Here is a 15,091-nt window from a genome sequence, read left to right on the forward strand (position 1 = left end):
CCGGGCGGCCGGCGGCGGGCTCGCGGCGGGGCGCCCCGGCGGGAAGACCCCCGGCCGGCGACGGGTTCCGGGAGGCGTGACCACGACCGCCGCCGCAGTCCCCGCCGCCGCTCCCGCGCGCGCCGCCGGCCGCGCCCGGGACCGCAGGCGCGGGCTCCTGCGCGCCGCCGAGTTCCTCGTCCCCTTCCGCCTGCCCATCGCGGGCATCCTGCTCGTCGCGCTGACGCTCGCGGGCGTGAACGCGGCCGAGCCGCTGGCGCTGAAGCGCATCTTCGATTCGCTCGCGCTCGGGCAGGGCGGCCGGCCCCTGGCCGAGGGCGTGATCTCGCTGGTGGTGCTGGGCCTGCTGCGCGAGGCGTTCACCGCCACCTCGAACTGGCTCACCTGGCGGACGCGCATCGGCATCCAGTACCGGCTCACCGAGGCGACCGTGGGGCGGCTCCACCGCCTGCCGCTCACGTTCCACCGCGCCGAGGGCGTCGGCGCGCTCATGACCCGGCTGGACCGGTCGATCCAGGGGCTGGTGGGCGCGCTCTCCGACATCGCCTTCAACGTGGTGCCGGCCGCGGCGTACCTCGTCCTCTCGGTGGCGGTGATGCTCCGCCTCGAGTGGCGCCTGGCGCTGCTGGTGCTCGCCTTCGCCCCGCTGCCCGCGCTCATCGCGCGGCTGGCGGCGCCCATGCAGACGCGGCGCGAGCGCGGCCTGCTCGAGCGCTGGGTGCACATCTACTCGCGCTTCAACGAGGTGCTCTCCGGCATCGTCACCGTGAAGAGCTTCACCATGGAGGAGGCGGAGAAGCGCCGCTTCCTCGACGAGGTGAACTCCGCGAACGAGGTGGTGATCCGCGGCGTGGGCGTGGACGCGGGCGTCGGCGCGGCGCAGAACCTGGTGCAGATCGCGGCGCGCGTGGCGGCGCTGGCGCTCGGCGGGACGCTGGTGCTGCGGGGCCACATGACCGCGGGCACGCTGGTGGCGTTCCTCGGCTACGTGGGCGGCCTGTTCGGCCCGGTGCTGGGGCTCGCCGGCGTGTACAAGACGCTGCGGACGGCGCAGGTCTCGGTCGAGGAGGTCTACGGCATCCTCGACGCGCAGGACCTGCTCGGCGACGCGCCCGACGCGCGCGAGGTGGTGCGCCTGCGCGGCGACGTGCGCTGGGACCACGTGCGCTTCTCCTACCCGGGCGGCGGCCCGCCGCTCCTCGACGGCGTGGACCTGCACGTGCGCGAGGGCGAGCGCGTGGCCATCGTCGGTCCGTCCGGCTCGGGCAAGTCCACCCTGGTCTCGCTGGTGCAGCGCTTCTACGATCCGACCGAAGGCGTGGTGCGGGTGGACGGCATCGACGTCCGCAAGCTGAAGCAGGTGGCGCTCCGCCGCCAGATCGGCGTGGTGTTCCAGGACTCGCTGCTGTTCAACGAGTCGATCCTCGCGAACATCGCCTACGGCCGGCCCGGCGCCACCCGCGCCGAGATCGAGGCGGCGGCGCGCGCCGCGAACGCGCACGACTTCATCGTGCGCCTGCCGGAGGGCTACGACACCGTGGTCGGCGAGCGCGGCAGCCGCCTCTCGGTGGGCGAGCGCCAGCGCATCTCCATCGCGCGCACGCTGCTCAAGGCGCCCGCCATCCTGATCCTGGACGAGCCCACCTCGGCGCTCGACGCCGAGTCGGAGGCGCTCGTGTCCGAGGCGCTCGCGCGCGTGTCGCGCCGGCGCACCACGCTCATCATCGCGCACCGGCTCTCGACCGTGGTGGACGCGGACCGGATCGTGGTGCTGCGCGAGGGGCGGATCGTGGAGCAGGGCCGCCACGCCGAGCTGATGGCCCGCGGCGGCCACTACGCCAGCCTGGTGGAGAAGCAGACCCGCGGGATGTTCCCGCTCGCTGCATGACGGGGCTGCGCCCCGCCCCACGGAGCGCAGCTCCGTGGGGCCCCACCCCGCTGCGCGGGTCCCGTGACCTCGCGCGCCCGCCTTCGCGGGCGCGCGCGAGGTCCCCGCGGGCGCGCCCCGCGCCGCGCTAGAAGCCCACCGGCTTGCCCGGCTCGAGCACCCGCACCTCGGCCTTGCCCTTCAGCGCCGCCCGCAGCTCGTCCGGCGTGCCCGCGATCGCCGGGAACGTGCCGAAGTGCATCGGCACCACGGTGCGGGGGTGCACGTAGCCCACGGCGATCGCGGCGGCCTTCGGGTCCATGGTGAAGTGGCCGCCGATGCAGGTCAGCATGACGTCCACGCGCCCGAAGCGCTCCGGGAGCTGCTTCATGTCCTGCGTCAGGTCGGTGTCGCCCGTGTGGTAGATCGTCGGGCCGCCCTTCACCTGGATGACGAAGCCCATCGGGTTTCCGCCCGGGTGCCCGGTGCCCTTCTCGTCGGTGAAGCCAGAGCTGTGGACCGCGGTGACCATGGTGACCGCGGCGTCGCCGGCCTGGATCGTGCCGCCCATGTTCCCGAGCGTGTCCATCCCGGCCTGGTCCTTCGGGTAGCCGGCCGCGACGAGCGAGCTCCCCAGGTCGAAGTTGGTGATGAGCTTCGCCCCGGTGCGCTTCGCGATCGCGATGGCGTCGCCCACGTGATCGAAGTGGCCGTGGCTGACGAGGATGTAGTCCACCTTCGGCAGCTTCCCGGCGAGGCCCGGCTCGGGCGCCTTGGGGTTCGAGAGCCACGGGTCGATGGCGAGCACGGTGCCGCCGGGCGTGGTCACCACGAACGCGGCGTGGCCGTACCAGGTGACCTCGGTCTTGCCGCGCGCGGCCTTCGGCTGGGCGGAGGCGGCGAGGGGCGCGGCGGCGAGCGCCGCGAGGGCGAGCGCGGCGAGGCGCGCGAGGGAGCGTGAGGCGGACGACATCCGGGTCTCCTTTCGATCGCGCCCGGGGCGGGCGCGGACGAAGCGGTCTTCTAGCGCCCCGGAGGGCAGCGGGGCGGACTCGTTCGGGGATGTAGGCGTCACCGTGCGTGAATGCCCCTGGGCGGCGCCGCACCGGGCGAGCGCGAGCGCGGCCCGCCGTCCACGGGCCGCCCGTCACGCCGCGCGCGGGGGGAGCCCCCGAGCCGGCGCACCTGTCGCGCTTACCGGATCCCGCGCGACGAAGTTACAGGCACGGCCGGGGATCGCGGTATCGGCGCCGCTCGCTGGCGCGCGATCGGCGGCGATCCCGGGGCGGGCACGGAGGTTGCTGGGGCGGGACCGGGCCACGAGCCTTTCCCACCCTGGAGGAGAGATGAACCGACCGAGCACCTCGAGCAGCACCCTCGACCAGTACCTCCGCGAGATCAACCGCGTCGCGCTCCTCACGGTGGAAGAGGAGCGGCGGCTCGCCCGCCAGTTCCGCGACGAGGGGAACACCCGCGCCGGCCACCGGCTGGTCGAGGCGAACCTCCGCTTCGTGGTGAAGGTCGCGTTCGAGTACCGGTCCTACGGGCTGCGCATGGCCGACCTCATCCAGGAGGGCAACATCGGCCTGATGAAGGCGGTGCAGAAGTTCGATCCGGACAAGGAGATCCGGCTCATCTCCTACGCGGTGTGGTGGATCCGCGCCTACATCCAGAACCACATCCTGAAGTCCTGGTCGCTCGTGAAGATCGGCACGACGCAGGCGCAGCGTAAGCTCTTCTTCTCGCTGGCCCGCACCCGGCACGAGATCGAGCGGCTCACCCCCGGCGCCGGCCTGGCCGAGGAGGGCATCGACGTCGCGCTCGTCGCGAAGAAGCTCCGCGTGCGGCCGAGCGACGTGGTCGAGATGACCCAGCGCATGGAGGGCCGCGACCTCTCGCTCGACGCCCCGGTCGCCGACGGGACCAGCACGCACCTCGAGTTCACGCCGGCCGACGGCGAGCCGCAGGACGAGGAGCTGGCGCGCGCCGAGGAGGACGCGCTGCTCGCCCGCCGGGTGTCCGAGGCCATGGGGCGGCTCGACCCGCGCGAGCGGCACATCGTCGAGGCGCGGATCATGGGCGAGGGCAAGGAGACGCTGCGCGACCTCGGCCACCACTTCGGCTTCTCGCGCGAGCGCGCCCGCCAGCTCGAGATCCGGGCGCTCGAGAAGCTGCGCCGGGACCTCGAGCCGGTGGCCGACGAGATCGGCTGGCCGGTGAGCGGCGCGGAGGCGGGCGGCGCGGAGTGAGGACGTTCCGACGGGGCTGGGCGCCCGCCCCGCGGAGCGCTCCGTGCGGCGGGCGGCGGCTCCCGGGGAGCCGCTAGCCCCGCTTCACCGCGAACGGCGAGAACGCCTGCCGCTCGGGCATGAGCTCGAGCGCGTTCACGTTCACGTGCGGCGGCCGGCTCACGCACCAGAGGATCGCGTCGGCGACGTCCTCGGGGCCGAGCGGCTGCATGCCGTGGTACACCTGCTTCGCCTTGCCGGCGTCGCCGGAGAAGCGCACCAGCGAGAACTCGGTCTCGACCATGCCCGGCTCGACGGAGGTCGCGCGCACGCCGGTGCCGATCAGGTCGGCCTTGAGGTTGAGCGTGAACTGCCGCACGAACGCCTTGGTGGCGCCGTAGACGTTGCCGCCGGGGTACGGGTACGTGCCGGCCACCGAGGCGACGTTGACCACGTGGCCGCGCCCGCGCTCGACCATGCCCGGCAGCAGCGCCCGCGTGACCACCACCAGGCCGGTGCAGTTCGTGTCGATCATCGTCTGCCACTCGTCCACCGAGGCGCGCTGCGCCGGCTCGAGGCCCAGCGCGAGCCCGGCGTTGTTCACCAGCACCTCCACCGCGCTCCAGGCGGCGGGCAGGGTGGCGAGGCTCGCCTCCACCGCGGCGCGGTCGCGCACGTCGAGCACCAGCGGGTGGACGCGGCCGGGGTGGCGCGAGGCGAGCGCGTCGAGGCGGTCGGCGCGGCGGGCGGCGGCGACGACGCGCGCGCCGGCGCCGACGAGCGCGTCCACGCACGCCGCGCCGATGCCGGAGGTCGCGCCGGTGACGAGGGCGAGGCGGTCGGTCAGGTCGTAGGGCATGGCGCGGATTCTAACCGCGCGCCGGCCCGCCGGCGCCCGCGGATTCGCCGGCCGCGGCGAGCGGCAGCGCGACCGTGAAGGACGCGCCGCCCCCGGGCCGCTCCCCGGCCTGGATCTCCCCGCCGTGCTGCAGGACGATCTTCTTCACGATGGCGAGCCCGAGGCCCGTCCCGGTGCCCTTGGTGGTGAAGTAGGGGTCGAAGATCCGCTCGCGCAGGTCGCGCTCGATCCCCGGCCCCTCGTCCGCCACCGTCAGCACGGCCCGGTCGCGGGTGCGCGCCACCCCGAGGTGGATGCGGGCGCGCCCGGGCCGCGCCGCCTCGATCGCGTTCGCGCACAGGTTCGCGAGCACGCGGCGCATGAGCGCGCGGTCGAGGCCCACCGGGCAGCTGGGGCTGGCGCGGACCACGTCCACGTCCGCCGCCTCGGTGACCTGCGGGCTGGTGCGCACGAACTCCTCCACGAACTCGCCCAGGTCGGACGGCTCCGGCTTCACCTGCGGCAGCTTGGCGAAGCCGGAGAACTCCTCCACCAGGCGCTGCAGCGTGCCGATCTCCTCGCGCACGATCTCGCCCGCGTCCGCGAGCAGCCTCCCGAACGCCGCGTCGCCGCCGGGCGTGGCCTTCCAGCGCGCCTCGAGCTGCTGGAAGGCGAGCTGCATGGGGGTGAGCGGGTTCTTGATCTCGTGGGCCAGCCGGCGCGCCACCTCCTGCCAGCCGGAGATCTTCTCCAGGTACACGATGCGGTCGCGGCTCTCGCGCACCTCGCGGACCATCGCGTTGAACGCGCGCGCCAGCCCGGCCACCTCGTCGGCGTGGCGGCCCGGGTCCACCTGCACCGAGAGGTCGCCCGACGCGAGCCGCCGGACCGCGCGCACCAGGTCGGAGACGCGCCGCGTGGTCCGGCGGGCCAGCCAGAAGCCCACCCCGGCGGCCACCACCGCCCACGCCACCAGCAGCAGCCCGAACGCGCGCACGTAGCTGCGCCGGATCTCCGCCTGCAGCCGCTCCACGTTCTGCACCAGCTCCGCCAGCTCGCGGGACTCCGCCACCTCGGCGAAGTAGCGGGCCTCGATGGCGAACACGCACTCGAGCTGGCCACCGCCGGGCAGGCCCACCCGCGCCGGCGCCTCGCGCCACTCGCCCTCGGGGTTCGGGGCCTGCGTCTCGGCCTCGCTCACCACCTGGCCGTCGGGGCCGGACCAGATCACGCGCCGGAGGCGCGGGGTCCGCTCCAGGGCGCTCGCCAGGTAGGCGGAGCCGGCGGCGGGATCGCGCGGGAGCCCGCGGGCGAGCGCGCGCGCCTGCTCGGCGTAGAGCGCCTTGCGCGCCTGGAACAGGTCGCCGTAGAGCGACGGGATCGACTCCAGGCGGTCCACCACCCGCGGATCGAGCCCGAGGGTCAGGTTCTCCTGGGCGAGCCGGCCGGCGAGCAGGATGGCGCCGAGCGGCGGGAGGCTGGCCGCGATCACGAGCGCGAGCGTGATCCGCGCCTCGAAGCGCGACATGCGCAGGTGGCCGAGCAGCCGGCGGAGCCGGCCGGGCGCGGCCGCTGCCGCGGGCGCGCGGGCGGGGCGGGCGGGCTTCATCGGGCGCCCACCTGGGTCAGCGTGAACGGCGCCGAGCGGAGGAGGTGCACGTCGGTGCCCGGGTCCGGGTCGCGGAGCAGGAAGCTCGCCACCGCCCCGAGCACGCTGCGCGAGCCGCCGCCCCCGCCGCCGCCCGCGCGGGCGCCGGCGGTGGGGTTCGCGATGTACTCGCGCGTCCGCTGGAGCTGCTCCTTCGACACCGGGTTCACCTCCACCCGCGCCTCCACCACCAGCGGCCCCGGCGGCAGCGCGCCGACGGCGCCCAGGTCCACCTCGCGCGCGTCGGACAGCAGGCGCCGCAGCGCCGCGTAGTCGGGCAGCACGCGCCGGGCGCCCGCGGGCGTGCGCCAGTCCTTCACCGTCACCGCGTAGGTCTCGTCCCAGACGTCGAACAGGATCTCGACGACCTCGCCGTAGAGCGCCGCGGGCGGGCCGCCCTCCTCGCGCGCCACGGTGACGTAGATGGCGACCAGGTTCGTGAGGCCGTTGCCGAGCTGCTTCTCGAGCGCCGCGGGGAACACCGCCGAGAGGTCCAGGGTGGCCTGGAGGTGCCCGCCGCGGACCCACAGGCGCGCGGGCAGCGGCGCGGGCGCGGCGCGGGCCGGCGGGGCCGCGAGCGCGAGGGCGGCGAGCGCCAGGCCGGCGAGCACGGCGCGGCGCGCGCCGCGCGGGGGCGCGAGGGGGATCACAGGAAGTTGTCCAGCGCGTAGCCCAGCGAGGCGTTGAAGGTGCCCACCGGCGTGTCGAGGCGGAGCGCCACGTCCGCCGAGAAGGGCAGGTCGGACACCGAGGTGCGGCCGCCGCCGGGGCGCGCCGCCGACCACACCCCGCGCGCGCCGATCGCGACGTAGCCGCGGTGGAAGAAGCCGCCCCGCGACCAGAGCGGCACGGCGTACTCCAGCCCCGCCATGCCCAGGACCGCGTCGTAGCGCGAGTCGGTGGAGAAGTTCAGCTCGAGCGCCCGCCCGAGCGCCGGCCCCACCGTGAAGTACGACCAGTCCGCCGCGTAGAAGCGCTCGAAGAACGGCGCCGAGCCCTGCGCCGCGCCGGCCGCGAGCTGGAGCCGGAGCCTGCGCCCGAGGAGCGCGTAGGCGGTCTCGAGCTGCAGCAGGTACCGGCTGTACTCGTAGTCGCCGCCGAGCAGCGCGGAGCCGAACGTGACCTGCGCCACGCCGCGGAAGCCGTCGGTGGGGAAGAAGAAGTCGTCGCGCGTGTCGATCTCGTAGGTGCCGGTGAGCGCGGAGAGGTCGGACCAGCCGTACAGGATGGCGGGGCCCGGCCCTCGCGCCGCCGCCAGCGCGGGCGAGTCGTCGATGGCGCTCGCGTGCAGGCGCTCGTAGCGGTAGGTCGCGAGCAGCCGCTCGAACGGGCCGGGGCGCATCCCGAGCGTCACCTCGCCGGCCGCCCGCTGGTAGCGGATGCGCGGGGCGCGCCCGTAGCCGGAGCGGTACGCCTCGCAGTCGGGGTCGTCGCAGGTCAGCTCCTCGCCGCGCAGGAACTGGCCGGACACGCCGAACACGAGCGGCGGCAGCCGCCGGGGCGTGAGGTCGGGCGCGAAGAAGCCGCCGCGGAGCGCGAAGCGGGACGGGTCGTCGGACCGGCCCGACGGCGACCCGCCGTACACGAACGCGCCGGAGAGCCCCATGCCGCGGCCGAGGAAGTTCTGCTGCGACAGGCCGAGGCCGCCGTAGAACGGCTGCGGGCCGGTCGAGCCGAACACGAGGTCGCTCACGACGAGCGTGTTGCGCTCGGTCACCTCGATGACGAGCACCACCAGGCCGCGCTCCGAGCCGCGCTCGACGCGCGTCTCCACCCGCGAGAACCAGCCGAGCTGCAGGAGCCGCAGGCGCGACAGGAGCACCCGCTCGGTGTCGAGCACGTCCCCCGGCGCCACCAGCAGGTGGCGCCGCACCTCGGCCTCGCGCGTGTGCGTCAGGCCGCGCAGCTCGATGCGCTCCAGGTGGTAGCGGCGGCCGAGCGGGCCGGCGTCGGCGCCCGCCTCGGGGCCGGCTCCCGGCGCCGGGGCAGGGGCTTGCGCCGGCGCGGGGCCGGGGGCGGCGGCCAGCAGCGCGAGCGCGCAGAGCGTGGGGAGCGCGGGCATCGGGCGGCGAGTCTACCGAAAGACGCGCGGCCGCGGTCCGCATTCACCGCCGCGGGCGTCGCGGCCGGGGCGCGGGCGAACGGGAGGCGCGGTCAGCGCCGCTCCTGCTCGCGCCGGAACGCCACGTACCCCTCCACCGCGGCCGCGTCGAGCGGGTCGGCGGCCAGCGCCGCCTCCCAGGCGGTCCGGGCGGCCTCGACGTTCCCCAGCTTCCGCGCCACCTGGGCGCAGGCGAGCTGGCGGCGGGCCTCCCCGGCGCGGGCGGGCTCGGCCTCGTGCAGCTCGCGGCGCCGCGCCTCGCGGAGCGCGTCCGGGACGCCGGCCGCGAGGCACCGCCGCACGCCGCGCCAGTTGCCGGCGCGGGCGTCGTGCGCGAGGCGCGGCGCGGGTGTGGCGAGCGCGCCCTGCGCGAGGTCGAGGCGCGCGAGCAGCGCGCCGCTGCGCGGGGCGTGGTCGGCCGCGAGCGGCCGGGCCCGGAGCGCCTCCAGCTCCTCGCGGAGCGCGCGCGCGGCGCGGCGGACCTCGGCGAAGTCGGCGTCCGGCGGGAGGCCCAGCAGCGCGTACGGGCCCTCCGCGGCGCGCCGCTCCAGCACGGCCAGGCGCGCGCTCGCGCCCCCTGCGCTGGGCGGCGGCGAGGTCGGCGCCGGCTCGCGGCGGAGCGCGTCCGCGAGCGCCGCCACCGCGGCGCGCGCGCCGGGCGCGAGCTCGACGAGCTGCAGCGCGAAGCCGGGCGCCATCCGGAAGGCGGCCGCCTCGGCGCGGGTGACGTGGCGCACCACCTCCGCGGCGAGCACGAGCGGCGCCCGCAGGGACGGGTGGGCCAGCTCGACCTTCACCCGCGCGAACAGCGGCGGCAGGTCGTCGTCGGCGCGCAGGTACAGGCCGGCGCGGGTGAGCTCCACGATGGGGAGCCGCCGCGGCACCGGCCCGGCGCGCAGGAGCGCCGTCAGCTCGGGGTCGCCGCGGGGCGGGCCGGCGGCCGGGCGCGCGCGCTCCGCCTCGTCGGCGCGGCGGTCGGGGGCGGCCGGCGCCGCGGCCGGCCCGGCCGCACGGACCAGCCGGGCGGCCGCCGGGCGCAGCGCGTCGGCCAGCTCCGCCATGTCCTGGAAGCGGTCGGCCGGCGCCTTGGCGAGCGCGCGCAGCACGGCGGCCTCCAGGTCCGGCTCGAGGTCGGCGAACGCGGAGGGGGGCGGGGGCGGCTCGCGGAGGTGCGCGAGCAGGAGCCGCTGCACCGGGCCGGAGTCGAACGGGCGCCGCCCCGCGAGCAGCTCGTACGCCATGACGCCGAGCGCGTACACGTCGGTGCGCGCATCCACCGGCCCGCCCTCGCACTGCTCGGGCGCCATGTACTCGGGCGTGCCGATGATCGCGCCGGAGGCGCCGGTCGCGTGACCGGTGGCGCTGCGCAGCTTCGCGATCCCGAAGTCCACCAGCTTCACGAAGTCCGGGCGCCCGCGGCGCGGCACCAGGAACACGTTCTCGGGCTTGAGGTCGCGGTGGACGACGCCGCGCTCGTGCGCGCACTGCAGGGCGTCGCAGAGCTGGAGCAGGACCTGCAGCGCCACCGAGCGGGGCAGCGGGCCGCGGGCGAGCCGCTCGGCCAGCGTCTCGCCCTCGAGCAGCTCCATCACGTAGTAGCGCCGGCCGGAGGGCAGCGACGAGAGGTCGTACACCCCGACGATGTTCTCGTGGCCGATGAGGTTCACCGCGCGCGCCTCGTCGTAGAAGCGCTGGACCAGCTCCGCGTCGGCGGCCATCGACTCGTGCAGGAACTTGATGGCCACCCGGCTGCCGATGACCGGGTGCTCGGCCAGGTAGACCGTGCCCATGCCGCCGCGCGCCAGCATGCGCACGATGCGGAAGCTGCCCACCTGCGCGCCCACCAGCGGGTCTGCGCCGGCGTCCGGCGGCGGCGCGGCGGCGCACCCGCCGAACACCAGCGTGCGGGCGGCGGCGTCGGCGGGGGTGCAGGGGTCGGACGGCGCGTGCGGTGCTCCGCAGCGCAGGCAGGCGGTCGCGCCCGCGGACTCGTGGACCTTTCCCGGTTCCTGCAATGAGCCCCCGCGGTTTGCACGTTCAGCCTAGCAGAGGGCGGAGGCGGCCCGTGCCCCGCGCAGGGGGGACAGCTCCGCGCGCGAAGCCGTCGCGGCCCCCGGAAACCGCTTGCCCCACCGGGCGAACATTGATTCAACGATTCCGAGCCATGCCCGACCTCAGGAAGATGACCGTGGAGAGCCTCCGCGCGCTCGCGCGCAAGATCCTCGGGCCGGGTCACTCCCGGCTGAAGACCAAGGCGGAGCTGGTCAGCGCGCTCGAGGAGGCCGGGGCCGGCGAGCCCGCCCGGGCGGCGCCCGCGGGCGCGTCCGCGTCGAAGGCGCCACCCAGGGTGAAGGCGGCGGGGCAGGGGCCCGGCGCGCGGGTCCGCGCGGCGGCGGGACGCACCGTGAAGGCCACCGGCGAGGCCGTGCGCGCGGTGAAGCAGGCGGCGGGCGAGGTGGCCCGCGCGGGCGCGAAGCGGGCCGGGAAGGCCGCCGGAAAGGCGGCGGCGGCCGGCGCGCCGGCGTCCGCGAAGGCGCCGAAGCCCGTCCGCCCCGGCGCGGCGGCCCGCGCGGCGCGGACCGGCGCAGGGGCGGCCATCGGGGCGGTGGTCGGCGCCAGGGCGGGCGCCGCCCCGGCCCGGGCGCGCAAGGCGGGCAAGGCCGCGACCGCGGCGGCGGCCGTGGCGGGCGCGGCGGTCGGCGCGGCGGTGGGGGCCGCGGCCGGGGCGCGCTCCGGGCGGCGGAAGGCCACCGCGCGCAAGCCGCGCGCCGCCGTCCCCGACGCGGAGGGCTTCTTCGTGGCGCGCGTGCGCGGCGAGGACGCGGTCCGCGAGGCTCCGCACCCGCTGGTCGAGCCGGAGCCCGAGGACGAGGACGCCGCCGCCGAGGAGGCCGAGGGCACGCCCTCGGGCGCGCCCGCGTACGACGAGGGGCTGGGGGAGCTGCCCTGGGGCTACGGCGACGACGCGTTCGTCGCGCTCCCCCGCGACCCGCGCACGCTCTTCCTCTACTGGGACTGGTCCGGCGCCACGCTGGACGCGGCGTTCCAGGGGCTCGACCACGGGCGCTCGCAGCTCTGGGTCTTCGCCCGGAGCGGCGCCGGCTGGGAGCGCGTCCGGGTGATCGACTTCGCGCTCGAGTCGCGCGGCTACTACGTGCACGACCTCGAGCCGGGGCGGGCCTACCGCGCCGAGATCCACGTGGTGGACCGGCGCGGCGCCGAGCGCCTGCTCGCCCGGCCGTCCAACCCGGTCGGCCTGCCGTCGTCGGGCCCGTCGGGCGTGGTGGACGACCGGTTCGTGCGCATCCCGTGGGACATGCCGCTCGGCCGGCTCCTCGGGCCGGGCCACGCGGGCGGCCCGTTCTCCGACGAGGCGCGCGCGCTGCTGGCGCGCCTGTCCGACTGGTCGCGCTTCGGCAGCGCGCCGGTGTGGGGCGGGAGCGCGGGCGGGATGGGGGGGCGGCCGTCGTCCCCGACCGCGGCGCCGTCGTCGCCCGGGCGGCCCGTCGATCCGAGGGAGAAGTAGATGACAGACGTGCGCGGTTACGTGGCGCTCCAGCTCCACGCGCACCTGCCGTTCGTCCGGCACCCGGAGTACGACGACTTCCTGGAGGAGGACTGGCTCTACGAGGCCATCTCCGAGACCTACCTCCCCCTGCTCCAGGCGTTCGACCGGCTCACCGACGAGGGCGTGCCGTTCCGCGTCTCGATGACGATGACGCCGCCGCTCGTCGCCATGCTGCGCGACGAGCTGCTCATGTCGCGCTACGCGCGGCGCCTCGACAAGCTGTGCGAGCTCGCGGACAAGGAGGTCCACCGCACCCGCAAGGACGCGACCTTCCACGGCCTGGCGCTGCACTACCAGCAGGAGTTCCGGGGGCTCCGGGCGCTGTTCGGCGATCGCTACCGCCGCGACCTGGTGGGCGCCTTCAAGCGCCTGGAGGACGCGGGCCGGCTCGAGATCGTCACCTGCGGCGCGACGCACGGGTTCCTGCCGCTCATGCAGGAGTACCCGGAGGCCGTGCGCGCGCAGATCGCGGTCGCGGTCGCGCACCACCGCCGCCACTTCGGCCGCGATCCGGCCGGCATCTGGCTGCCGGAGTGCGGGTACTTCCCCGGCCTCGACGCGTACCTGGCCGAGCAGAACATCCGCTACTTCTTCGTGGACACCCACGGCATCACCGACGCCACGCCGCGCCCGCGCTACGGCGTCTACGCGCCCATCTACACGCCCACCGGCCCGGCCGCCTTCGGGCGCGACGCCGAGTCGTCGATGCAGGTGTGGAGCGCGGAGTCCGGCTACCCCGGCGACGCCGACTACCGCGAGTTCTACCGGGACGTGGGCTGGGACCTCGACCTCGACTACGTCCGGCCCTACATCCAGCCCACCGGGCAGCGGAAGAACGTCGGCATCAAGTACTACCGGATCACCGGCCGGACCGCGCACAAGGAGCCCTACGACCCGGGCCGCGCGCGCGAGCGGGCCGCGCAGCACGCCGGCAACTTCATGTTCAACCGCGAGCGGCAGATCGAGCACCTCGCCTCGCGGATGGGCGGCGTGCGCCCCATCGTCGTGTCGCCCTACGACGCCGAGCTGTACGGCCACTGGTGGTACGAGGGGCCGATGTTCATCGACTACCTCGTGCGGAAGGCCGCCTACGACCAGCGCGTCTTCCGGCTGGCCACGCCCGGCGACTACCTGCGCGAGAACCCCGAGCAGCAGCTCGCCACGCCGCCGCTCTGCTCCTGGGGCGCCGGCGGCTACGCCGGCGTGTGGCTGGACGGCTCCAACGACTGGATCTACCGGCACCTGCACAAGGCGGCGGAGCGGATGATCGCCCTGGCGCGCGACTACAAGCAGCCCACCGAGCTCGAGCGCCGCGCGCTCTCGCAGGCCGCGCGCGAGCTCCTGCTGGCGCAGTCGTCCGACTGGGCCTTCATCATGAAGACCGGGACCATGGTGGACTACGCCATCCGGCGCACGAAGGAGCACGTGCTCCGCTTCACGCGGCTCCACGACCAGCTCCGCGCCGGCCGCATCGACGAGGGGTGGCTCGCCCACGTCGAGCAGAAGGACAACATCTTCCCCGAGATCGACTACACGGTGTACGCGCCGCGCTGACCTCGGGCGGCGCCCGGCCCCCTCGCTCCCTAACGCCGTCGCGGGCGGCGCCGTGACGCGGGGCCGCACCCCCCGGCGACGTGCGACGCTTCGCGCCAGCGGCCGCGCAGGACGGCCGCCGCAGGGGGGACACCATGGGCTCGCGCCATCCGTTCACGCGGTACGCCGCCGCCGCGGCGCTGCTGGTCCTCGCCGGCTGCTCGTCCGGCGGGAGCGATCCGGCGCCGGTCACCGGCTTCACGCAGGCCGACCTCGCCGGCGACTGGGACATCCTCCAGCTCGCCACGAACGACGAGTCGGGCTGGGCGGACGTCCAGGTCCGCATCGCCGCGTCGGGCCAGGTGACGGTGCTCTCGTTCCTCGACGACCAGGGCAACACCGGGCTGCCGCCGCCCGGCTTCGACCTGAAGGCGATCATCGCCCAGAACGGCACGGTGCGCCTGACCGGCGCGGACGGCGATCCGGCGTTCCACGGGACCATGGCGGCGGCCCGGACGCTCGTGTTCGGCACCGGCCAGGAGGGCACGCCGGTCGTCCGCCGGAACCTGTTCGCGTGGCGCAAGCGCGTGCCCGGCCTGACCTACTCGGCCGCCGACCTCGCCGGCCGCAGCTTCGCGTTCCACGGCCTCTACGCAGGGGCCGGCGTGCGGTGGACCTGGGGCGCGGCGAGCACCGACGCGGCCGGCGTGCTCACGGTGGGCGAGCTCCACGCCTCCGACGGCGTGGTCATGGACCCCGGCGCGGCGGGGACGCTGTCGGTGGACGGGGCGGGGGTGGTGCGGCTCGACGACGGCGCCGCGATGCGCGGCGTGATGGCGCCCGACAAGAACGCCGTGTTCCTGGTCCACCTCTCCGGCGACCCCGGCGCGCCCGAGCCCGGCTTCATGGTGCTGCAGCGCACGGGCCGGACCTTCGCGCAGGCCGACCTGGCCGGCGACTGGGCGTTGCACCTCGTCTACAGCGGCGCGACCGCGGTCTCGTCGGGCTGGAACCGGGGCGCTTGCTCGATCGACGCGAGCGGCACCCTCACGTTCAGCGCGTTCGAGAACAGCACCGGCTCCACCGTGCTGCCCGCCTCCCGCCGGTTGACGCTGTCGAGCGACGGGCGGCTCTCGACCAGCGCGGACGCCACCTACCACGGCCAGGTCTCGTGGGACGGGGACTTCTACGTCCGCATCTCGGGCGGCGCGATGAACCCGTCGCTCGGCTTCGTGGCCAGGTGACGGCGGGGGCCGACGATCCAGGGGCCGTGGACGCGACGCGCCGCGCGGCCGCCTCCCTCGGCGG

Annotated in this window: 11 protein-coding genes; 5 read left to right on the forward strand and 6 right to left on the reverse strand. The window is 75.9% G+C overall.

The annotated features are described in order from the left end of the window. Positions 1–76 precede the first annotated feature (76 nt). Positions 77–1,888 (forward strand): ABC transporter ATP-binding protein, encoded by a 1,812-nt coding sequence (locus tag ADEH_RS05480; protein ID WP_011420125.1) that lies wholly within the window; start codon positions 77–79, stop codon positions 1,886–1,888. Positions 1,889–2,015: 127 nt separating this feature from the next. On the opposite strand, the gene ADEH_RS05485 is transcribed toward ADEH_RS05480, so the two are convergent. Then, positions 2,016–2,840: a metal-dependent hydrolase gene (locus tag ADEH_RS05485; RefSeq protein WP_011420126.1), complete on the reverse strand. Its 825-nt coding sequence runs from the start codon at positions 2,838–2,840 to the stop codon at positions 2,016–2,018. A gap of 373 nt (positions 2,841–3,213) precedes the next feature. On the opposite strand from ADEH_RS05485, the gene ADEH_RS05490 reads away from it, so the two are divergent. After that, the gene (locus ADEH_RS05490; protein WP_011420127.1) at positions 3,214–4,116 is read left to right on the forward strand and encodes an RNA polymerase factor sigma-32; all 903 of its coding nucleotides are present in this window, start codon (positions 3,214–3,216) and stop codon (positions 4,114–4,116) included. Between the two features lie 73 nt (positions 4,117–4,189). On the opposite strand, the gene ADEH_RS05495 is transcribed toward ADEH_RS05490, so the two are convergent. The 5 genes from ADEH_RS05495 to ADEH_RS05515 form a co-directional block, all read right to left on the reverse strand. Then, complete coding sequence (locus tag ADEH_RS05495; protein WP_011420128.1) at positions 4,190–4,954, reverse strand: SDR family NAD(P)-dependent oxidoreductase; 765 nt, start codon at positions 4,952–4,954, stop codon at positions 4,190–4,192. Between the two features lie 10 nt (positions 4,955–4,964). Beyond that, positions 4,965–6,542, reverse strand: coding sequence for a sensor histidine kinase (locus ADEH_RS05500; protein WP_041453342.1), 1,578 nt, complete (start codon positions 6,540–6,542; stop codon positions 4,965–4,967). Beyond that, the gene (locus tag ADEH_RS05505; protein ID WP_011420130.1) at positions 6,539–7,231 is read right to left on the reverse strand and encodes a hypothetical protein; all 693 of its coding nucleotides are present in this window, start codon (positions 7,229–7,231) and stop codon (positions 6,539–6,541) included. Before ADEH_RS05505 ends, ADEH_RS05500 begins: the two co-directional genes overlap by 4 nt. Continuing rightward, positions 7,228–8,643, reverse strand: coding sequence for a BamA/TamA family outer membrane protein (locus ADEH_RS05510; RefSeq protein ID WP_011420131.1), 1,416 nt, complete (start codon positions 8,641–8,643; stop codon positions 7,228–7,230). The genes ADEH_RS05505 and ADEH_RS05510 overlap by 4 nt, the downstream gene beginning before the upstream one ends. A gap of 92 nt (positions 8,644–8,735) precedes the next feature. Further along, entirely contained in the window at positions 8,736–10,697 is a 1,962-nt protein-coding gene (locus ADEH_RS05515; protein ID WP_011420132.1) for a serine/threonine-protein kinase, read from the reverse strand. Between the two features lie 149 nt (positions 10,698–10,846). On the opposite strand from ADEH_RS05515, the gene ADEH_RS05520 reads away from it, so the two are divergent. From ADEH_RS05520 to ADEH_RS05530, 3 genes are all read left to right on the forward strand, one after another. Further along, positions 10,847–12,208, forward strand: coding sequence for a DUF4912 domain-containing protein (locus ADEH_RS05520; RefSeq protein WP_041453343.1), 1,362 nt, complete (start codon positions 10,847–10,849; stop codon positions 12,206–12,208). Next, positions 12,209–13,804 carry a glycoside hydrolase family 57 protein gene (locus ADEH_RS05525; protein ID WP_011420134.1) on the forward strand — a complete coding sequence of 532 codons (1,596 nt, stop codon included), beginning with the start codon at positions 12,209–12,211 and terminating at the stop codon, positions 13,802–13,804. 134 nt (positions 13,805–13,938) lie between these two features. After that, a complete protein-coding gene (locus ADEH_RS05530; protein ID WP_011420135.1) occupies positions 13,939–15,027 on the forward strand; it encodes a hypothetical protein in 1,089 nt (362 codons plus the stop codon). Positions 15,028–15,091 lie beyond the last annotated feature (64 nt).

It is taken from the genome of Anaeromyxobacter dehalogenans 2CP-C (genome assembly GCF_000013385.1).
Classification (GTDB): Bacteria; Myxococcota; Myxococcia; order Myxococcales; family Anaeromyxobacteraceae; genus Anaeromyxobacter; species Anaeromyxobacter dehalogenans_B.

Excerpts from the sequence above, each read along its gene's own strand:
- ADEH_RS05485 (WP_011420126.1), bottom strand. The coding sequence starts at position 2,840 with ATGTCGTCCGCCTCACGCTCCCTCGCGCGCCTCGCCGCGCTCGCCCTC.
- ADEH_RS05490 (WP_011420127.1), top strand. The coding sequence starts at position 3,214 with ATGAACCGACCGAGCACCTCGAGCAGCACCCTCGACCAGTACCTCCGC.
- ADEH_RS05495 (WP_011420128.1), bottom strand. The coding sequence starts at position 4,954 with ATGCCCTACGACCTGACCGACCGCCTCGCCCTCGTCACCGGCGCGACC.
- ADEH_RS05500 (WP_041453342.1), bottom strand. The coding sequence starts at position 6,542 with ATGAAGCCCGCCCGCCCCGCCCGCGCGCCCGCGGCAGCGGCCGCGCCC.
- ADEH_RS05510 (WP_011420131.1), bottom strand. The coding sequence starts at position 8,643 with ATGCCCGCGCTCCCCACGCTCTGCGCGCTCGCGCTGCTGGCCGCCGCC.
- ADEH_RS05520 (WP_041453343.1), top strand. The coding sequence starts at position 10,847 with ATGCCCGACCTCAGGAAGATGACCGTGGAGAGCCTCCGCGCGCTCGCG.
- ADEH_RS05525 (WP_011420134.1), top strand. The coding sequence starts at position 12,209 with ATGACAGACGTGCGCGGTTACGTGGCGCTCCAGCTCCACGCGCACCTG.
- ADEH_RS05530 (WP_011420135.1), top strand. The coding sequence starts at position 13,939 with ATGGGCTCGCGCCATCCGTTCACGCGGTACGCCGCCGCCGCGGCGCTG.